This window comes from Porphyromonas vaginalis, assembly GCF_958301595.1.
Classification (GTDB): Bacteria; Bacteroidota; Bacteroidia; order Bacteroidales; family Porphyromonadaceae; genus Porphyromonas; species Porphyromonas vaginalis.
Genome location: NZ_CATQJU010000001.1, coordinates 935,216 through 956,486 on the forward strand (window position 1 = coordinate 935,216; position 21,271 = coordinate 956,486).

Below are 21,271 nucleotides of genomic sequence, written 5' to 3' on the forward strand. Positions count from 1 at the left end.
GGTTCTTAGCTTACGAAAAATATGATGAGCATCTGTGCCGTCAAGACACGGAGGAACATCGTCAGTGGGTAGACCGTCGCATAGCCCACGGCGGGAGCATCCTCCTCGGTGAGTCCGTTGGCATAAGCGAGTGCAGGGGGATCGGTCATACTACCAGACATCACGCCAGAGAGGGTGAGATAGTTGACCTTAAAGAGCTTCTTGCCGAGGAAGCCGACGACCAGCATCGGTATGATGGTGATGATAAAGCCGTAGCCGACCCAGTGATAGCCCCCATTTACAATGGTATCAACGAAGCCATCGCCCGCACCAATACCGACACAGGTGAGGAAGAGTGCGATGCCGATCTCACGGATCATGAGGTTGGCACTCTGTGTTGTATAGGTTACGATGCCAAACTTAGGCCCGAAGTTGCTCAGTAGGATAGCTACGATGAGGGGACCGCCCGCTAGGCCTAGCTTGACAGGCTGTGGAATGCCGGGGAACATGAAGGGAATAGAGCCGAGGAGCACACCGAGTGCGATACCGATGAAGATGCCGATTAGGTTCGGCTCGTTAAGATGCTTCTGCGAGTCACCGACCAGCTCACGCACCTTGTTGACAGAAGCGTCTGAGCCTACGACACGTATCTGGTCACCCATCTGCAGGCGCATACTAGGATGTGCTACGAGATCTACACCTGCACGGGTCACGCGGGTCACGTTGACACCATAGATCTGACGTAGCTGTAGCTCTCCGAGACGCTTGCCGTTGAGCGTTTTCTTGGTGATAGTGTACTTGTTGCTGATGAGGTTTGACCCCGTGGGGATCCACTTCTTACGATCTATCTCGATGCGCTGTCCGAAGATTGCCTCTGTATGATCCAGCTCATGTGGCTGCCCGATGACGAAGACGCGGTCATGCTCCTGCAGGATGGTGCTCCCGTTAGCGACCGTAATCTCTTGCGTCTCATGACTGTAGTGTCGTGATATGACGATGTCGCCATGCGTGAAGTAGCTCGAGAGGAGCTCCATGATAGACTTACCAAAGATAGCGGGGTTTGCCACGACAAAGGATGCTGAGCGTGCCGTATGCTCCAATGCATCATCTTGAGAGACGAAGTCCTGCTCCTCCTTGCGTAGGTTGATGCGCAAGACGGCGCGCACCACCATCATAGAGAGGATGATGCCGATCACCCCCAGCGGGTAGGCGACTGCATAGCCCATCGCTATGGAGGGGTCGGACGTACCCATGATGTCTGTGTAGGTCTGCTCAGCAGCACCTAGACCAGGCGTATTCGTTACGGCTCCCGAGAGGATACCGACCATCGTCGACATAGGTAGTCCCGAGAGGTACTTGATGACGATAGTGACGCCCACACCGAGCATGACGACTAGGACGGCTAGTAGGTTAAGCTTCAGACCTCCCTTCTTGAGCGAGGGAAAGAAGCCAGGACCCACCTGTAGACCGACTGCATAGATAAAGAGGATCAGTCCAAACTCCTTGACAAAGTGTAGGACGCCAGGGTCGATCTGCATCCCTAGAGCACCAAAGAAGATACCCACGAAGAGTACCAGCGTGACGCCTAGGGAGACCTTGCCGATCTTGATGCGTCCTAGGAGCATCCCCACGGCGATGACTAGGGCTATCAGGAAGACAGAGTGCGCTATCCCCGTGCCGACAAATAAGTTTTCAAACCAATTCATTGTACAATAAGCTTTTTACTTGATATAATGTAGCGTATATAGTGATGAGATGTCTGTGTCACAAGAGGCCTATAGAGAGGTGACTGAGATGTTACTTTCCCTTGAGTAACTGATGATACGTGGTCAAGTCTCCTAGGAGCGAGACAGCGCGCTGTGCTACTTTGTCGCGAGACATATAGTACTCGAGCCTACCCTCATCGTAGTAGCAGCGTGAGAGGATCTCCATGTTGAGGTAGTCACGGATGAAGCTCTCGTAAGTCTTCATCAGCCGAGGCGTGTCGGCCTTGAGACTTTTCTGAAAAGCGGCAAACTCGTCCGATACTTCATCGTAGCGCTGCTCCCCCTTGAGTGCTTCCACCACCTTCTTGACCAGTTCGTCAGCGATAGACTTAAAGGTGAAACCGCTCTCTATCACCTTCTGCTTGTAGGCTGCATACGCCTCGTCTCCGAGGTCGAAGCTCCTGAGCGTACTCCGCTCGGGAGCTTTGTGCGTCAGTAGGTAGTCGGTGACAAAGTCATAGGTGATCGCATCAAAGAGCAGGGTACCTAGCAACGATGGGATCGAGTCTGACGGGCAGACGATGTCGGGCATGATACCTCCGGCAGCGTAGACGGTCCGTCCGCCCGCAGTTAGATAGGGTGTACCTAGCGAATCGGTCGCATTGACCTGCTCAGCACCTCCACGATGGTTGTAGGAGAGCTTCTGTATCGAGCGTCCACTAGGTATGTAGTATCGAGCGGTAGTCAGCTTGAGTAGTCCGCCATCGGGTAACTCGAGCGTCCCCTGTACCAGGCCTTTGCCAAAGCTCTTGCGCCCCACGATCACCGCACGGTCATAGTCCTGTAAGGCACCCGCCACAATCTCCGAGGCAGAGGCCGAGCCTTCGTTGATTAGCACGACGAGTGGGAGCTCTGTGTCAAGCGGCTCTTTAGTTGTCTTGTAGCTGTTGCTCTGCTGCGGGTAGCGTGCCTTGAGTGAGACTACCGGTTGCCCCTTAGGGATAAATAGATTGACCAGCTGTATCGCTTGCTCCATCAGCCCGCCACCATTGTCGCGGAGGTCTATGACTAGCCCGTTTAGCTTGCCACCAGCCTCTTTCTGCAGGCGGTCGTAAGCCTTGAGAAACTCCTGACTGGTAGTCGTGGAGAAGGTGTTTACCGAGATAAAGCCTATACGACCAGCGAGGAGCTCTGTGTAAGATATGGGGTTTAGGTCGATGCGCTCACGATCGAAGATGACCGTCAGTGAATCCTGCGCATACCCAGGACGACGCACTACGAGCGTGATCGGTGTACCCGGCTCGCCACGTAGCTCGTTGCGTACATCGACTACCTTCGTGTGAGAGAAGTCCTTGCCGTTGATGCGCCAGATGATGTCGGCAGGGCGTAGCCCTGCTTTGTCGGCCGCTTTGCCCTGCATGAGCGAGCCAATGATGACGACCGAGTCTTGATGCTGTCGTAGTATCGCCCCGATACCTCCGTACAGCCCTGTCGTACTCTCTTCAAAGGCTTGGGTCTCCTCTTTGTTGAAATAAACCGTGTAGGGATCCAGTTGTTGTAGCATGTAGGTGAGTGCTCCGTCGTAGAGCGTGGTCAGGTCGACCGTGTCCACAAAGAAGTTGCGCACGTTGCTCAGTACGCTCCCCATCACTGCCATGGTGGTGGTAAAGTCATTCGCAGAGCGTGACGTAGAGTTCTCTTGAGCCGACAGCCTCGTCGGGGTCCATGCTAGGACGCTGAGGAGGAGTAGCGTGAGTAGGGTGTTGGGGAGTTGTTTCATGCGATATTCACGACATTGCTACAAAGATACGGAATAAGTAGATACCTCGTTAGAGGTTAGAGCTTAAAGATTAGAGGTTAGAGCTCCGATAGTTCCAGCCAACACCTCTGACTGGGGAAAATCGAACGATGACTCGTTACAATAATTTAGAGCCGATTACATATTGACGTGGTGCTATGTCGGGGAAAACTGATTTCCACGTGGATATTTCGAAATATCCAGGTGGAGAATAAAAAATTCCTCGGAGGAATGAAATGAAACTTCGGAGGAATGAAATGAAACTTCGGAAGAAATGATTCGCCCCCACGTGGGAAATAAAAAATATCCACGTGGAGATTTGAAATTCCCCACGTGGATACTCGAGAAAGGAGGGGATCGGACGAACTTCCCCGTAAAGATATGTAAATAGAGATTAGAGGTTAGAGATTAGAGGTTAGAGATTAGAAGTTAGAGATTAGAAGTTAGAGATTAGAGGGGAGCCTCTAGAGGACTTTAGTTAGAAGCCTCGCACCTCAGAGACGAGCGTAGAGACCTGTGCTTTGAGTTCGTTGAGAAACTGTCCTGGGTCGTACTCCCGACTCTCTATCTGTCGTAGCTTGAGCTCCCAGCGACCCGTCAGCTCGGCACTCTTGAGTAGGGGATCTTGTATCGACTCGATCAGCTGTATGCCAGCCGGCGTGGCACGTAGCGACTTGCCCTCACGAACTATGTAGCCCCGCTTGAAGAGCGTCTCGATGATAGCTGCGCGTGTGGAGGGGCGACCGATGCCGTTCATCTTAAGCGCATCTCGTAGCTCCTCATCCTCGACACCCTTGCCTGCCGTCTCCATAGCACGTAGGAGCGTTGCCTCCGTGTAGTAGCGGGGTGGCGTAGAGGTGCTCTCACGTATCGATGGCTCGTGCGGTCCCGACTCGCCCTCCTTAAAGGGGGGGAGTGTCTGCTCCTTGTCTTTCTCTTTGGCACCCTCAGTGGTGTCGTCTCCCTCCTTGCCACTGTCGGGCTTGAGTACCTCACGCCATCCCTCCACGAGGATCGTCTTGCCAGAGGCGCGTAGCGGGTACTCCTCGACGGTAGCGCGTACGGTGGTCGTCGAGACCTTAGCATCGGGGTAGAAGGCGGCTATGTAGCGCAGTGCCACAAGGAGGTAGATCTGCTCCTCATCGGGCGTGAGTCCGCTACTCAGCTGTCCTGTTGGGATGATCGCATGGTGGTCGGTGATCTTCTTATTGTCAAAGACCTTCTTGCTCTTCTTCAGCGGTTTGCCACTGCTCAGTAGCGGTGCGATGAAGCCCCCGAGAGCCGCATGCCGTGCAATGCCTTGGAGTGTCTCTCCCACCTTAGGGTATTGGTCTTCGGGTAGGAAGGTGGTATCGACACGTGGGTAGGTGGTCACCTTCTTTTCGTAGAGAGACTGTATGAGTCGGAGCGTCTGCTCAGCCGTGTAGCCAAACTTCTTATTTGCCTCTACCTGTAGCGAGGTGAGGTCGAAGAGTCGTGGCGGGTACTCCGTCGACTTCTTCTGCTCGACCGCCTGCACGACGAGTGGCTCCTTAGCGATTCGCTCGATCAGCTCCTCAACCTGCTGTCGCTCGGCAAAGGTCACCTCGACCTCTTGCGTTGTGTCTGCCCTAAAGAGCGTCCCCCGGTAAGTGGTCTGCATCTCGTAGGTTGTGACCGGTACGAAGCTCTCGATCTCCGCCTGTCTGTCAACGACCAGTGCCAGTGTCGGGGTCTGCACACGACCTACTGAGCGCACACCTCGCTGCCGACCGCCATAGCGATCTGTGAGGGTGTAGAGACGTGTCCCGTTGATCCCTAGGAGCCAGTCGCCGATGGCTCGTGCCAAGCCAGCGTAGTAGAGTGTGTCTAGCTCTTTGCTGGGGCGCAAGTTGGCAAAGCCCTCGCGAATTGACTGGTCCGTCAGCGAGGAGATCCAGAGACGCTCCACGGGACAGGTGCAGCCCGCTAGTTGGAGTACCCAGCGCTGTATCAGCTCGCCCTCTTGGCCTGCATCGCCGCAGTTGATCACACGCTCAGCTTGCGAGACTAGCTCTTGGATAATGGCAAACTGCCGCTCGATGTGCTCCTCCTGGATCAGCTTGATGCCGAAGCGCTCTGGGATCATCGGCAGCGAAGCGAGTCGCCATCCCTGCCAACTGGTCTGGTAGTCCTCTGGCTCCTTGAGCGTGCAGAGGTGACCATAGGTCCAGGTGACGGCATAGCCATTGCCCTCGATATAGCCCGAGCGAGCTGTAGTGGCTCCGAGTATCTTGGCTATGTCACGCGCTACGGACGGTTTCTCAGCGATACAGACGATCATAGAGGGTTACTTATTCATTAGTCGTACCAGCTCCCGTCTGCATCAGGTAAGCCTTGATAAAAGCGTCTAGATCGCCATCCATGACCCCGTTGACATCGGAAGTCTGATAGTTCGTACGGTGATCCTTGACACGACGATCATCGAAGACGTAGCTGCGTATCTGGGAGCCCCACTCGATCTTCTTCTTATTTGCCTCGACTTCGCTCTGAGCAGCACGGCGACGCTCCAGCTCCTTGTCGTAGAGCTGCGAGCGCAGGAGGCGCAGAGCGTTCTCACGATTGTCCATCTGTGAGCGGGTCTCAGTGTTTTCGATCACGATCTCCTCCGTCTCGCCTGTGTCGGGGTCGGTGTACTGGTAGTGGAGGCGTACGCCCGTCTCCACCTTGTTGACATTCTGCCCGCCAGCTCCGCTCGAGCGGAAGGTATCCCACGAGAGCAAGCCGGGGTTCACCTCGACCTCTATCGTATCGTCCACGAGGGGTACGACAAAGACTGAAGCAAACGAAGTCATTCGCTTGCCTTGTGCATTATAGGGAGAGACGCGTACGAGGCGGTGCACGCCGTTTTCACTCTTGAGGAAGCCGTAAGCCAGCTCGCCCTCGATCTGCATGGTGACCGTCTTGATGCCGGCATCGTCGCCGTCCTGCCAGTTGGTGATGGTCACCTTGTAGCCCGACCGCTCTGCCCAGCGCTGGTACATACGCACCAGCATAGAGGCCCAGTCCTGGCTCTCGGTGCCACCCGCACCCGCATTGATCTTGAGGACAGCCCCTAGGCGATCCTCCTCAGCGCTCAGCATATTGCGCAGCTCGAGGTCTTCGACCAGCTTGATGGCACGGGCATAGGCGTCGTCCACATCTTGCTCTTCGATGGCCTCCTCTTTGTAAAAGTCGTACGCCAGAGCCACCTCTTGCGTTGCGGCATCGACAGCCTCAAAAGCCTCGATCCATGAGCGTATCTCGCCCACACGTCGCATCTGCTGCTGGGCTCGTGGCACATCATCCCAAAAGTCTGGAGCTTGTGTCCGGAGCTCCTCTTCTTCTAGTTGGACACGTCGCTGGTCGATGTCAAAGATACCTCCCCAGCGCCTTCGTGCGCTCCAACAGCTCTGCTAGTTGGTCCTGTGTTATCATAATATATAGTGTTGTCTAGAGAGCGTATGTCACGATGGTGTGGCGCGCGCTCTTTGATTTATTGTGTGAAATGGGAGGTCAAAGGTACAGCTTTTCGATCAGCTCGGCGTACTGCTCGAGGATCGCTTTGCGCTTCAGCTTGAGCGTCGGGGTAAGTGTACCCGCCTCGATGGAGAATGGCTCGGCGAGCAGGGCGATGCGCTTGACCTTCTCAAAGCCCGCTAGGTGCGCCTGCAGGGGCTCTATGTGACTTAGGAGCATGTCGCACACCTCGCTGCGCTGCGCTAGATCTGCCGTGGGGAGATCGGCCAGTGCCTCCTGACCACGCTCACGGAGTCGACGACGTAGCTGCTCGTAGTTCGGATAGATCAGTGCTGCGACAAACTTGCGCTCGTCGGCCACCACAGCGCACTGCTCGATGAGCGGACTGCTACTCAGGAGTGACTCGATCTGCTGCGGAGCGATGTACTTACCATTGCTCGTCTTGTACAGCTCTTTGATCCGCTCGGTGAAGAATAGTGTACTCCCTTCGAGCCGTCCGGCATCGCCCGTCCGGAACCACCCGTCCTCGGTGAAGGCGGCAGCATTTGCCTCATCATTGTGGTAGTATCCAGGCGTGATAGTCTCGCCACGTAGCTGTATCTCTTGCGTCTCGGGATCTATGCGTACCTCTACGCCTGGCACGACTTCCCCGACGGAGCCTATGACGTAGCGCCCCAGTAGGTAGCAAGAGACTGTGGCTGAGGACTCGGAGAGCCCATAGCCGACGACAATGTTAAAGCCGGCCGACTGCAGGAACTCGTTGATCTCATTCGAGAGGGGAGCCCCTGCTGTCGGGAAGAAGCGTCCTCGCTCCAGTCCTAAGACACGCTTGAGGATATAGAATACGGTGTAGCGGTAGAGGGCGTTGGAGATGCGTAGGCCCCACGGAGCTTTGCGCCCATGGATGCGGTAGTCGATATGATACCTATGCCCCACGCGTAGTGCCTTCCTGTAGATGCGCTGCATCATAGGCTTCGCCTGCTCGATGTGCTCCTGTACGCCTTGGTAGACTTTCTCCCAATATCGTGGCACATTGCACATCACCGTGGGGCGTATCTGTGGCATCAGCTCCATGATGCGCTTTGGGTTCGTCACAACAACCACTTTGATAGCAGTGGCAAGGCAAAAGTAGACCCAGAGCTTCTCGAAGACATGGCTCAGCGGGAGGAAGTTGACCGAGACGTCATGATCGTTTAGCGTCGGGAAGAGCTTCTGGTGCCGCTCTACCTGCGCTAAGATCATGTGATGGGTGATCTGTACTCCCTTGGGAGTGCCTGTGGTGCCTGAGGTGTAGATGATGACAGCTGTCTCATCGGCCGTGCCAGCACCCAGCTGCGCCCGCACCTCTGTCTCGTAGGGCATCGCATCGCCCATCGATAGGAAGGTATCAAAGTACTCACTCCGCTCGTCGGCTGGATCACGCACCACTCGCTCGTCTAGTATGACCAGCTGCTGTAGTGTAGGGTGGGTCGCTAGGAGTGGGTAGACATTGTTGTACTGAAACTGCTCCCCCACGAGTATTAGCTTGACTCCTGCATGCTCCGTGATGTAGGCAACCTGCTCTGGTGAGCAAGTGGCATAGAGGGGTACGCAGACGGCACGTATAGCCATCAGTCCCAGCTCGGTGATGATGCCCTCCATCATGTTTTGCGAGTAGAGAGCCACGCGGTCGCCTGGCTGCACACCAGCCCGTACGAGAGCCTGTGCCGCCAGCATAATCTGCTCAGCAAACTGCTCTCCGCTCCATTCGTGCCACTGCTCCTCAGGAGTCCGATCCATATAGCGTAGGAGGGTCTTGTGGCGATAAGTGGTTGTAAAGAGTTTGAGCAGATCACTCAGATGGTTCATGGTCAGGGTAGAGCTTAGAAGTTAGAGATTAGAGTTTAGAGGGAGCACTCCTTGTTGGCGGTTAGCGTGCGTGATGGTCGATAGGCATCTTCTGGACTAGCTCAGCTAGATCCGTATCTCGCTCTGAGAGAAAGAGTGGATGATTGCTCTCGTAGAGCTGCTCATGGAGTGAGTGGAGGAAGATCTTTTGGTCCCACGAGAGATCTCGTAGGAGTATATCGCTACTCTGCTGCATACGCGGTAGTAGCTCCTTGACTACCTCTCGCCCCTTAGGGGTGATGCTGAGGAGTAAGCTACGTCTATCCTGTAGATTGCGCGTCTGCGAGATCAGTCCTCCCTTGAGTAGACGACGGATGATCTCACTCCCAGAGGTTTTTTCGACTACGTTGTAGTTGTTGAGCTCGGTCTTGGTCATCTCCCCTTTTGCCATGAGTGTGATGAGGTAGGAATACTCATCGATGGTCTGCAGGGGTGTATCTTTGATCGCTTTACGCACGAGGCTACGCATATAGCGGTAGACGAAGCTGATGTCACGAGCGATCATCGCATTGAGATAGGCATGACGATGTGCCCCTGTCTTAGGTTCTTCGGAGCTTTTTTGCTGCTCAAGGGACTGATCGGCAAAGTGCAAAAAGTTGCTCATTGACTGCTCTGCATTCCCACGAAACTCTTCGTACCTCTCGACTAGGTCGAGCAGCTCATGTAATAAAGGATAACTCATAGTGCTGTGTGCTAAAGCCTTTAACGGTTTCTATACCGCTCTAGTGGGACGAAAATCCACAACAGGACGTAGATGGGGATGCCCGCAAAAGCAGTTGTAAATGTAAGCACTAAGTAGATGAGCCGTACGATCGTCGGATCCCACCCGAAGTAGTCTGCGATGCCGCCACATACGCCTCCTATCCATGCTTCGCGAGAGCGATAAAGTCTCTTGTTGTTAGCCATAGCTGTATTGGTTGGTTTTATATTGATAAGTCTATCGTAGTTTCTTAGGCCTGGACGACCTCGGAGCTGCACTGGTTCTGCTACAAATGTACAAAAAGTTCTAGACTCAGTAGACGAGCGAACTGTGAGATGCCCGACGGCTCCATGCGCACACTGCTCGGAGTGCTACAATCTGAGGAGCAGGTGGTCGCATCGTGGTACGTATCGTAAGCAATACTCCATCTCCATGTGGAGATTTAGAATTTTTACGTTGGAGTCCTCGCTTTCTCTTCGCGGGGGGGGGGAAGGATATCGACTCGGAACGAAGAAAAACGAACAAATGCCCCCGATTTGACCATAAAATGACTCTTAACAAGAGGATATTGAGAGATTTTTGCCCAAAATAGTTGCAGAGAACGAAAAAACCACTATCTTTGAGGCGTGAATAGAACTGAACATCAAGCAGAACGACTCTAGAGAGCCACTTCGCAAGTCGTCAGAGCTATTCGCAAGAACCTATATGTAGGACAAATGTATTACTAATCATAAACAAGTTTATCTATGAATAAAACAGATTTCATCAAGACTGTTGCCGAGAAGGCTCAGCTAACTCAGAAGGACGCAAAGGCTGTCTATGAGGCTATGGTAGAGACCATCCACGAGGAGATGAAGAAGGGCGAGCGCCTTACACTCGTAGGCTTTGGCTCATTCTACGTTTCTCAGCGCGCTGCTCGCAAGGGCATCAACCCACAGTCTGGCAAGACAATCCAGATCAAGGCTAGCAAGTCTATCAAGTTTAAGCCTAGCTCAGCTCTAGACATCAACAAGAAGTAAGCACTAGCTACGCACATGGATACCATCGGGAGTGCTATCGCCCTCTCGAGGTGTATCAATAAAAGAGAGAGGGGCAGACTCCGTACAGAGTCTACCCCTCTCTCTTAACTATAAGTTGCTTGCTATCGAGTCGCCCTACGGAAGGAGTACCTGAGGATGAGCCCCAAGAGCGTGAGGCTCACGGGGAAGGCAAACCAAATGCCCATCAATTGCAGTGGCGCACCATGCAGTCCGATGTTAAAGCCGAAGAGCCACGCCATAGCAGGCGCCACAATCAGGTGACACAGAGCAGCTGCGGGGGCCAGTACCGTCACACGACTGATCCCTCTGAGCGCATTGGCATAGATGATCTGTAGTGCATCGCCTATCTGGTAGATGCAGAGTGGAATGAGTGCTAGGTAAGTCGCCTCAGCGACCGAGAGATCGGCATTGAAGAGGCGCACCACTGGCTCGCGAAACAGAACTAGGAGTGGCATCATCACAGCTGCTACAAAGAGACAGAGGTAGACGCCCGCACTAGCCACGTGGCGGGTCTCTTGTCGCTCTCCTTGTGCTAGGAGCGTGCTGCTACGTATCGCTGTGGCTGCGCCGATGCCGTAGTAGACCATGAAGCCCAGCGTACTGACTGTCGCAATGATCTGATGCGCTGCCAAGGCTGACGTACCGATCCGAGCGACCAAGATGACCGCTATCGAAAAGGAAGCTGCCTCCATACCCATCTGCAGTGCTACGGGAGTGCCTAGTCGTAGCAATGGTGCCATCCCCTCACGCCACGACCAGCGCAAGCGCCGCAACCGCTCCAGGATCTCACGATAGCGTGGTAGCAGAGCAGTCACAGCAACGATTGCTAGCAGCATCGCTATACGACTGCTCAGCGTTGCTATGCCAGCACCATACAAGCCCCACTCGGGGAAGCCCCCTTTGCCATAGATGAGAAGGTAGTTGAGACCGATGTTGAGCACATTGCCCGCTAGGGTGATATACATCGGGATCTGCGTATCTCCCATCCCCTCGGTGTACTGCTTGAACGTATTGAAAAGCATCACCACCATAAAGCCCAAGATCTGGATACGGTAGTAGGGTAGGGCTATGGCGTGTAGCTCATGGGGTAGGTTGAACAGCTCCAGACTCCCCTCGAGGAGTAGGAGTCCCCCGCCGATTAAGAGGGCGATCAAGAGGTTGAGCAAGAAGCTATGCCCTAAGTAGTGCGCCACTTGATCGGAGCGTCCCCACTCCTTATTGGTTGCCACCAGCGGTGTCAGACCGTAGGAGAAGCCCATCCCGAAGATGATGACTAGGTTGAGAAAGTTATTGACAAAGGAAGCTGCCGCCAGCTCGTCTAGGCTGTGATGGCTCACCATCACATTGTCGGCAAAGCCCACGAGGATCAGTCCCACCTGTCCGATGATCACGGGCAGGCCCAGCCGCAGCAAAGGCCTGTAATGCTCCCGACAGCTCCGATAGTATGCACTCCAGCTCATATCAAACGAATCTCACCGGACGACTAAGAGTTGAGGCGAGCGAGAAACTCCTCCTCCGTGACGAGCGGGATGCCGAGTTGCTCCGCTTTGGCACGCTTTGAGGGACCCATATCGCTACCCATCAGGACGAAGGTCGTACGGCCGGAGATGCTCCCCACGTTGACGCCGCCGTGCTGCTCGATGAGCTGCTTGTACTCGTCACGGCTGTGCTGGGTGAAGCTCCCTGAGATAACGATCCGCTCGCCTTCGAGGCGGTTGGACTGAGGCGTATCGGTCGTCTCCTCGGAGCATTCCTCTAGGACTACACCACAGCGCTGTAGCTCTGCAATCAACTGCTGGTTACGCTCTAGCGAGAAGAAGTAAACGACCTGCTCCGCTATCTTCGGTCCCACATCGGGCAGAGCTTGCAGCTCGTAGTCGGTCGCCTGAGCTAGACGCTCGATGCTCTGAAAGTGTCGTGCCAGCGTCTTCGCTGTTCCCTCGCCTACATAGCGGATCCCAATGCCGTAGAGTAGACGCGCGAAGGGACGACTCTTCGACTGCTCGATGCTGGCGAGAAGGTTATTGATCGACTTCTCCTTAAAGTTCGGTAGTTGCGCCAAGTCGCTTGCGGTGAGCTTGTAGAGGTCGTCGATGTTTTCGATAAGATGTCTGTCAAAGAGCGCGTCGATCGTCTCAGGGCCCACGTTGATGTCGGCAGCTCGTCGTGTGCAGTAGTGCTCGATGCGTCCCATGATCTGTGGCGGGCAGGCGTAGCTGTTGACACAGTAGTAGCCCACCGAGCCATCGATCTGCTGAAGTGGCGCACCACAAGCGGGACAACGCTCTGGCAGGCGTACAGGCTCCGCCTCGGGCCGTCTGAGACTGGTCTCCACGGCAGTAATCTTAGGGATGATCTCGCCCCCCTTCTCTATGTATACGTAGTCATGGTAGTGCAGGTCGAGGCTCTTGATGAACTCCTCGTTGTGTAGCGTAGCGCGACGCACCACCGTCCCCGAGATGAGGACCGGCTCCACATTGGCCACAGGCGTGACGATACCTGAGCGACCCACCTGGTAGTCCACCGAGAGAAGCTCTGCGCGTGCGTTCTCCGGCTGATACTTGTAGGCAAAAGCCCATCGTGGCGACTTCGCCGTATTGCCGAGCGCGCGTTGCTGTGCGAGGCTATCCACCTTGAGGACGATACCGTCCGTGGCGTAGGGCAGATCGCCCCGCTGCACGTCCCACTCATCTATATAATGGTATAGCGCCGACAGATCGCTACTTCTAAATGGTGCGACGCCCGTGTCAAAGCCCATCTCCTCGAGGAGCTTCATCCGCTCATAGTAACTGTCCGGCAGACGAGACTCGTCGTCCAGCGCATAGAGGTAGTAGCAGATGCAGAGCAGACGGCGCTGCGCCACGATACGACTGTTCAGCGTCTTGAGCGTACCAGCAGCCGCATTGCGCGGATTGGCAAAAGGCGCTTCGCCCTCAGCCGCACGCTCCCCATTGAGTCGCTCGAACTCCTTGAAGGGCAGTAGCACTTCGCCCCGCACCTCGATGCGCCCCATCGTGTAGTCGGGATGCTCCGCAACTGGGCGCAAACGTAGCGGCACCGACTGGATCGTTCGCACATTGACCGTCACGTCATCGCCGAGCGTCCCGTCGCCTCGCGTCACGGCACGCACCAGCACCCCCTCCTCGTAAATCAGCGATATGGAGGAGCCGTCGTACTTCATCTCCGCCACCCACGGCACATCGTCCGTAGCTAGGAGCGTGTCGGTACGCTCGCAGATCTCAGCGATCTCGTCGTAGTTGTACGTATTTGAGAGCGAAAGCATCGGCCGCTCGTGCGCCACCTGAACGAAAGCATCGTTTCGATCCCGTCCTACACGGAGGGATGGCGAGGTAGGGTCGGCAAACTCAGGGTGCTCCGCCTCCAACGTGAGGAGTCGCTGCATCAGCGCATCGTAGTCCGCATCGCTAATGGTCGGGGCATTGTCTAGGTAGTAAGCGCGGTTGTGCTGCTCGATGGTTTTGCGCAGCTGCTCTATCTCTAGCTCTGTATTATTGGATGTCATAGGGAGTTACTTCACTTGGTCAAAGGGGGTGCGATTCGCGATGGCGCTCCCGAGCGTCACCTCGTCGGCATACTCGATCTCGTCACCGATAGAGATACCCCGTGCGATGAGCGAGACCAGCACACCCGTAGACTCTAGACGCTTATATATATAGTAGTTGGTCGTGTCACCCTCTAGGGTCGATCGTATGGCGAGGATCACCTCACGGACAGGCTCCTCCTGGACACGCTCGTAGAGAGACTCAATCTCCAGGTCGTTTGGTGTGATGCCATCTATCGGAGAGATGATTCCGCCCAAGACGTGGTATAGACCTTTGTATCGGTGCGTCTGCTCGATGGTCAGCACGTCCTTCACCTGCTCGACGACGCAGACGGTGCTCTGGTCTCGCTGCGGATCGGAGCAAATGTCGCAGAGCGGGCTGTCGCTGATACAGTGGCATCGCTCGCAATAGCAGATCTTCTGGCGAAGGTCTATGATTGCCTCCCCCAGATGCTGCGCATAGGAGGGCGGCTGACGAAGCAGGTGCAGCGCCATACGCATAGCAGTCTTGCGCCCTATGCCAGGAAGGAGGGAGAGCTGATCTACGGCACGCTCGAGCCATTGGGAGGGGTACTGATCTTTCATAGTCTAGTAGGTCGCCACAAAGATACGAAAATGGAGACTGTCGATTGTAGGATATCAAGACGAGTAACGATTTGTAGGGACGCACGGTCGTGCGTCCGTTGTGTCAAAGATTACAGCATTGTGATTTAACGGGGACGGACGCCCTTCCGCTAGACACGACCGTGCGTCCCTACATATCGTTACACGTAATAGAGTCCCCCAGAGGGTCCTGAGCATGGCTCTTACCTCTAGGGGACTCTATATATTGTATGTGCCGCTACGTAGCGTGCTTACTTAGCAGGCTCTAGCTCTACCGTGAAGTGACGTAGCACAGGCAGCTCACGGGTGATGACGTAGCCACGTGTGATCGACTCACGACGGTCATAGACATTCTTGCAGGCAGCTGCGATGACGTCCATGTGGTTGTTCGTGTAGGTACGACGTGGTATAGCAAGGCGGAGTAGCTCTAGCTTAGGATAGCGGTTCTCACCCGTCTTAGGATCGCGGTCTGCTAGGATAGAGCCGATCTCGACGCCACGGATGCCAGCCTCTAGGTATAGCTCGATGCCGAGCGTCTGAGCGATAAACTCCTCCTTGGGGACGTGCGTCAGGATCTTCTTTGCATCGAGGAAGATCGCGTGTCCACCAGCAGGACGCTGATAGGGTACGCCGTACTCGTCTAGCTTGCTGCCAAGGTAAGCTACCTGACGGATGCGCGTGTCTAGCATGTCAAACTCCGTGTTCTCATCCAGACCGATAGCCAGTGCGTTCATATCACGGCCGTTCATACCGCCGTAGGTGAGGAAGCCCTCATTCATTACAGCGTACATAGAGCACTTGTGATAGAGCTCCTCGTCACGCATAGCGAGGAAGCCACCCATGTTGACCACAGCGTCCTTCTTGCTAGACATGGTCATGATGTCAGCGTAGCTGAGCATCTCACGGACTATCTCCTTGATCGACTTGTCAGCATAGCCCTCCTCACGAGTCTTGATGAAGTAAGCATTCTCAGCAAAGCGAGCGCCGTCGATCTGTAGCGGTATGCCGTACTTGTGGCACAGTTCGCTCGTCTCACGTACATTCTTCATAGAGACAGGCTGACCGCCAGCCGTGTTGTTGGTCACCGTCAGGACGCACATAGGGATCTGCTCCTTGGGGTACTTCTTGAAGCAATCCTCCAGCTTGTTCAGATCCATCTCACCCTTGAAGGGTAGCTCTAGCTCCGTATTGCTAGCCGCATCGATCGTGCAGTCTACGGCTACAGCCTTGCGAAACTCGATGTGCCCCTTCGTTGTGTCAAAGTGTGAGTTGCCCGGTACGATGTCGCCCTCCTTGAGCGTAGCCGAGTAAAGCACATTCTCAGCAGCGCGGCCCTGGTGTGTAGGGATCACGAGGGGGAAGGTGCAGATCTTCTCGACAGCATCCTTGAGGTTTTGGAAAGAGGAAGCACCCGCATAGCTCTCATCGCCAACCATGATGCCCGCCCACTGACGGTCACTCATAGCGCCCGTACCAGAGTCCGTGAGGACATCGATAAAGACCTGCGACGACTTGAGACTGAATAAGTTGTAGTGTGCTTGCTTAATCCACTGCTCGCGCTGCTCGCGCGTACTCTTGTGTATCGGCTCTACCATTTTAATGCGGTATGCCTCGGAAAAAGGTATCTCCATAGTAGTTCTATTAAATTATTGTGTTCTTTTACTGCCCCAAAGATACGGAAAAAGACACACTAATGGTGTACGAGTAACGATTTTGTAGGGCGCTCGGTCTGAGCGTCCGTTGTGTCAAAGCGAAACGTCGTCCTGTAGGGACGCACGATCTGTGCGTCCGTCTCCGTTAAATCACGATGCTGTAACCTTTGACACAACGGACGACGTCTCGCTTTGACACAACGGACGCACAGATCGTGCGTCCCTACAGGATTTCGTCACGACTAGACACTAGCCGTGAGTCCCTACGACGGAGTTACACGTCGAGGGCTCTGTCGCTTGTCACCTCGGGTAGATTTACTACCTTTGCTTCGACTAAAAAGGATATTACGAATCACACAAAAGCATCTACAGATATGCAAATAGTAGACATCAAAGGGCGCGAGGTACTAGACTCGCGCGGCAATCCAACAGTGGAGGTAGAGGTCATCCTAGATAGCGGAGCCATGGGGCGTGCCGCTGTACCCAGTGGAGCCTCTACAGGGGAACATGAAGCACTCGAGCTACGTGACGGCGATAAGAGCCGTTACCTCGGCAAGGGCGTCCGCAAGGCGGTCGAAAACGTCAACGAGGTGATCGCTCCAGCTCTCTTCGGCATGAGCGCGCTCGAGCAGCGTGAGATAGACCAGAAGATGATAGACCTAGATGGTACAGATACCAAGAGTGTGCTCGGTGCTAACGCTATCCTAGGCGTCTCGCTAGCTGTCGCTAAGGCTGCTGCTGACGAACTAGCTATACCGCTCTACCGCTACATCGGTGGTGTCAACGCACACACGCTCCCCGTGCCTATGATGAACATCATCAACGGAGGTGCACATAGCGATGCTCCCATCGCTTTTCAGGAGTTTATGATCCGTCCCATCGGTGCCAAGAGCTTTAGCGAGGCGCTCCGCATGGGTGCCGAGACATTTCACGCACTCAAGAAGGTGCTCCACGATCGTGGACTCAGCACTGCCGTAGGTGACGAGGGTGGCTTCGCTCCTAAGCTCGATGGCGTAGAGGATGCGCTCAATAGCATCATCGAGGCGATTCATCAGGCTGGCTACAAGCCTGGTAGCGACATAACCATCGCTCTAGACTGCGCCGCTAGCGAGTTTTACCATGAGGGCGTCTACAACTACGCCAAGTTTGAGGGTGAGAAGGGTCAGCAGCGCACTCCCGCCGAGCAGGTCGCTTACCTAGAGACGCTCGTCAGCAAGTACCCCATCGATAGCATCGAGGATGGTATGGACGAAAACGACTGGGAGGGATGGCATCTGCTTACCGAGAAGCTAGGCGACCGCCTGCAGCTCGTCGGTGACGACCTCTTTGTGACCAATGTGGACTACCTCAGCCGAGGCATCAAGGAGGGTTGCGCTAACTCCATCCTGATCAAGGTCAACCAGATCGGTACGCTCACAGAGACGCTCGACGCGATCGACATGGCACATCGTCACGGCTTCACAGCGGTCGTATCGCACCGCTCAGGTGAGACCGAAGATACCACCATCGCTGACATCGCCGTAGCAACCAATGCGGGACAGATCAAGACTGGTTCGCTGAGCCGCACCGACCGCATCGCTAAGTATAACCAGCTACTGCGTATCGAGGAGGAGCTAGACGCACGTGCTACATACGGATATCGTCGTCTACGCTAAGTAGTCGGTGATCGTCTCCGAGCGGTCGCAATGCACGATCGCTCTCGTCGTTAGCCCAACAAATAGATATCCACGTGGAAACTCGCAATTTCCGCGTGGATATTTTTTATTCCCCATGTAGTTTACTGGCTGTTGGCCGTTGGCTGTTAGCTGTTGGCTGGAGAAATTCAACGCTGGGCTGTTGCAATAATTTAGAGTTGATTACATATCGATGCGGGGTTGTGTCGGTGAAAACTGATTTCCACGTGGATATTTCAAAATCTCCACGTGGAGAATAAAAAATTCTTCGGAGGAATGAAATGAAACTTCGGAAGAATCAAATGAAACTTCGGAAGAAATGATTCGCCCCCACGTGGAAAATAAAAAACATCCACGTGGGGATTTGAGATTTCCCACGTGGATATTCGAGAAAGGAGGGAATCGGACGAATCTCCCCGTAAAGATATGTAAATAGAGATTAGAGGTTAGAGTTTAGAAGTTAGAGATTAGAAGCTAGAGATTAGAGATCCGATCACTCTGATAGCTCCGATGGTTCCGATAGCTAACAGCCAATAGCTAACAGCCAATCCATGGGCTGACACATTTTATATATAATGAGCCCCCCAGAAAAAGAAAGTACCTACTATTAGGTAGTGTCTAAATCTGAGCACTCGGTCAGCTTTTGCTAACTTTGTGGCGCATGAAATTGTCGGAGTTACATAATGGCGACCGGGCTCGTATCCTATCGGTCGGCGGGCATGGAGCCTTTCGCAAGCGTATCCTAGAGATGGGCTTCGTGCAGGGGCAGGTTGTGGAGGTGATCCAAGCGGCTCCGCTACGAGATCCTATCTACTATCGGCTGATGGACTACAACGTCTCGCTGCGTCGCAAAGAGGCTGGACTCATCACGGTAGAGCTCATCGACCAGTCGTCCTCTGCGGAGGAGCTGCCACCGCTGGCACATACGTTCGTACATGGTGGTGCGGGGGCATCACTTACAGAGAGCGCAGCCTCCGATCGTGTCGCCATCTCCCGCTCGCTGAGGGTAGCACTCATAGGTAATCCCAACAGCGGCAAGACGACCCTCTTCAACCATGCCAGTGGGGCGCATGAGCGTGTCGGCAACTACAGCGGGGTGACTGTCGAGGCAAAGGAGGCGCACTTCGACTATCAAGGCGTTCGCTACGAACTGATTGACCTCCCCGGTACCTACTCGCTATCGCCCTATTCGCCAGAAGAGCTTTACATTCGTGATTATCTGACCAACGTGGAGACGCGTCCCGACGTGGTCATCGATGTGCTCGACGCGACCAACCTAGAGCGTCAGCTATACCTAGCTGTGCAGGTACGCGAGATGGGCATCCCGATGGTTATCGCACTCAACATGTGGGACGAGTTCGAGCAGAAGAAGAATCAGCTCGACATACAGCAGCTCTCCCACCTCCTCGGCACGCCGATGGTTCCGACCATCTGCCGCAAGGGTGTGGGGGTCTTTGAGCTTTTTGATAAGGTGCGCCAGCTCGTTGATGAAGATCTCTATGCCGATCGTCGCTTCCTGCAGATCAACTACGGGACGGATCTCGAGCAGAGCATAGCAAACCTTCAGGAGAAGCTCGCCGAGCATGCGACCTTCCCCGACCACTTGTCTCCGCGCTACTTAGCGGTCAAGCTCCTCGAGGGGGATCCGCACACGCAGAGCTTTATCAAGCAGCAAGCGAAGGGTGAGTACCTCCTCACCGCCACGGCCTACGAGGAGAATAGGCTGCGCAAGAACCACTCCAGCGAGGAGGACCTGGAGAACTATATCATCAATCAGCGGTACGGCTTCATCGCAGGCGCGCTCAGAGAGACCTACCGCCCGAACAAGCGGCGCATACGCACCATGACGGATCGTATAGACAACCTCCTCATACACCCTATTTGGGGCTATCCGATCTTCCTCGCCTTCCTCTTTATCATGTTTGAGGCGACCTTTGCCTTGGGAGCCTTCCCAATGGACTGGATCGAGACGGGCGTAGATGCTCTCGGTGCGTGGATCTATGGAATGATGGCTCCAGGACCTCTGCGAGATCTACTGGTGACGGGTGTCATCGGTGGCGTGGGCGGTGTGCTCGTCTTCCTACCGAATATCCTCATCCTCTACCTCTTCATATCCATCATGGAGGACACGGGCTATATGGCTCGAGCCACCTTCCTGATGGATAAACTAATGCACCACATGGGACTGCACGGCAAGTCCTTCATCCCACTCATCATGGGCTTCGGGTGCAATGTGCCAGCTGTGATGGCCTCCCGTACCATCGAGAGCAGGCAGAGCCGTATCATCACGGTACTAGTCACTTCGCTGATGAGCTGTAGTGCCAGACTACCAGTTTACATACTCATTGCGGGTACCTTCTTCCCACAGCATGCGGGGCTGGTACTCTTCGGGCTGTACGCACTGGGTGTGCTACTGGCCTTCCTACTGGCGAAGCTTTTCCGCCGCGTACTCTTCAAGTCGGAGGATCTCCCCTTCGTCATGGAGCTACCTCCGTATCGTATCCCTATGGCGCGTGCTGTGGGTATACACATGTGGGACAAAGCGCGTGAGTACCTCCACAAGATGGGATCAGTGATCCTCGTGGCGTCAGTCATCATCTGGGCTCTGGGCTATTATCCTCGCGAGGAGGTGATGTCTCGTGCGGAGGAGCAGATAGCTCAGGTGCAGCAGCAGAGTACGCTCTCTGAGGGCGAGCGCAGTGAGCAGGTCGCCGAGATAGAGCGTCAAGCGCACATGGAGCAGCAAGAGGGCTCTTACCTAGGACGCATCGGGCAGACGGTGCAGCCGGTCCTAGCACCGCTCGGCTTCGACTGGAAGCTCAGCGTAGCACTTGTGGCTGGCCTACCGGCCAAAGAGGTGGTCGTCAGCTCCCTCAGCGTCATCTATACGGGTAATGAGACGGTCGACGAGGATAGCGAAGACTTTGCCGTGGGTAGTTCAGCGCTCTCCCGACAGATGCGCCAAGAGAAAGACCCCGTCACGGGAGAGCCTCTCTACACACCGCTGATAGCGATCTGCTTCCTCATCTTCGTCCTTATTTATATTCCTTGTGTTGCCACTGTGGTGGCCGTCTCTAAGGAACTCAACAGTGGCTGGTGGGGGCTCTTTGTGGTCGTCTACACCTGCGTACTGGCCTGGATCGTCGCTTATCTGGCACGACTGATAGGACTACTCATTATATAATATAGGTGTC

General features: G+C 54.7%; 14 protein-coding genes. 3 read left to right on the forward strand and 11 right to left on the reverse strand.

All coding sequences use genetic code 11. The features are described from left to right. Positions 1-5 precede the first annotated feature (5 nt). The 7 genes from Q2J34_RS03770 to Q2J34_RS03800 all read right to left on the reverse strand — a co-directional run bounded on the left by Q2J34_RS03770 (position 6) and on the right by Q2J34_RS03800 (position 9,753). Entirely contained in the window at positions 6-1,685 is a 1,680-nt protein-coding gene (locus Q2J34_RS03770; protein WP_300969315.1) for a putative transporter, read from the reverse strand. 91 nt (positions 1,686-1,776) lie between these two features. Then, positions 1,777-3,465 (reverse strand): S41 family peptidase, encoded by a 1,689-nt coding sequence (locus Q2J34_RS03775; protein WP_300969316.1) that lies wholly within the window; start codon positions 3,463-3,465, stop codon positions 1,777-1,779. Positions 3,466-3,961: 496 nt separating this feature from the next. After that, on the reverse strand, positions 3,962-5,785 hold the full coding sequence (locus Q2J34_RS03780) for a DNA topoisomerase 3 (RefSeq protein ID WP_300969317.1): 1,824 nt from the start codon (positions 5,783-5,785) through the stop codon (positions 3,962-3,964). Between the two features lie 10 nt (positions 5,786-5,795). Then, a protein-coding gene (prfB, locus tag Q2J34_RS03785) for a peptide chain release factor 2 (protein WP_300969318.1) occupies positions 5,796-6,918 on the reverse strand; the annotation gives its coding sequence in 2 pieces (ribosomal slippage) (positions 5,796-6,854 and positions 6,856-6,918; 1,122 coding nt in all). Positions 6,919-6,996: 78 nt separating this feature from the next. Beyond that, positions 6,997-8,808: an AMP-dependent synthetase/ligase gene (locus tag Q2J34_RS03790; RefSeq protein WP_300969319.1), complete on the reverse strand. Its 1,812-nt coding sequence runs from the start codon at positions 8,806-8,808 to the stop codon at positions 6,997-6,999. Positions 8,809-8,869: 61 nt separating this feature from the next. Continuing rightward, complete coding sequence (locus tag Q2J34_RS03795; protein WP_300969320.1) at positions 8,870-9,529, reverse strand: MarR family winged helix-turn-helix transcriptional regulator; 660 nt, start codon at positions 9,527-9,529, stop codon at positions 8,870-8,872. 20 nt (positions 9,530-9,549) lie between these two features. Continuing rightward, positions 9,550-9,753, reverse strand: coding sequence for a PspC domain-containing protein (locus Q2J34_RS03800; protein WP_298886530.1), 204 nt, complete (start codon positions 9,751-9,753; stop codon positions 9,550-9,552). A 540-nt stretch (positions 9,754-10,293) separates the two neighbouring features. On the opposite strand from Q2J34_RS03800, the gene Q2J34_RS03805 reads away from it, so the two are divergent. Beyond that, complete coding sequence (locus Q2J34_RS03805; RefSeq protein WP_298886527.1) at positions 10,294-10,566, forward strand: HU family DNA-binding protein; 273 nt, start codon at positions 10,294-10,296, stop codon at positions 10,564-10,566. Between the two features lie 122 nt (positions 10,567-10,688). Here Q2J34_RS03805 and Q2J34_RS03810 read toward each other — a convergent pair whose 3' ends face one another. From Q2J34_RS03810 to Q2J34_RS03825, 4 genes are all read right to left on the reverse strand, one after another. After that, positions 10,689-12,047 (reverse strand): MATE family efflux transporter, encoded by a 1,359-nt coding sequence (locus Q2J34_RS03810; protein WP_300969321.1) that lies wholly within the window; start codon positions 12,045-12,047, stop codon positions 10,689-10,691. 23 nt (positions 12,048-12,070) lie between these two features. After that, positions 12,071-14,110 (reverse strand): NAD-dependent DNA ligase LigA, encoded by a 2,040-nt coding sequence (gene ligA, locus Q2J34_RS03815; protein ID WP_300969322.1) that lies wholly within the window; start codon positions 14,108-14,110, stop codon positions 12,071-12,073. Between the two features lie 6 nt (positions 14,111-14,116). Next, a complete protein-coding gene (gene recR, locus Q2J34_RS03820) occupies positions 14,117-14,734 on the reverse strand; it encodes a recombination mediator RecR (RefSeq protein WP_007364610.1) in 618 nt (205 codons plus the stop codon). Positions 14,735-15,003: 269 nt separating this feature from the next. After that, positions 15,004-16,383 carry a tryptophanase TnaA gene (locus tag Q2J34_RS03825; RefSeq protein WP_298886517.1) on the reverse strand — a complete coding sequence of 460 codons (1,380 nt, stop codon included), beginning with the start codon at positions 16,381-16,383 and terminating at the stop codon, positions 15,004-15,006. A gap of 395 nt (positions 16,384-16,778) precedes the next feature. Between Q2J34_RS03825 and eno the strand changes: the two genes are divergently transcribed. Both eno and feoB read left to right on the forward strand, forming a co-directional pair. Beyond that, positions 16,779-18,059, forward strand: a complete 1,281-nt coding sequence (gene eno, locus Q2J34_RS03830) for a phosphopyruvate hydratase (RefSeq protein WP_298886513.1) — start codon at positions 16,779-16,781, stop codon at positions 18,057-18,059. A gap of 679 nt (positions 18,060-18,738) precedes the next feature. Beyond that, positions 18,739-21,261 (forward strand): ferrous iron transport protein B, encoded by a 2,523-nt coding sequence (gene feoB, locus Q2J34_RS03835; protein WP_298886605.1) that lies wholly within the window; start codon positions 18,739-18,741, stop codon positions 21,259-21,261. The last annotated feature ends 10 nt before the right edge of the window (positions 21,262-21,271 follow it).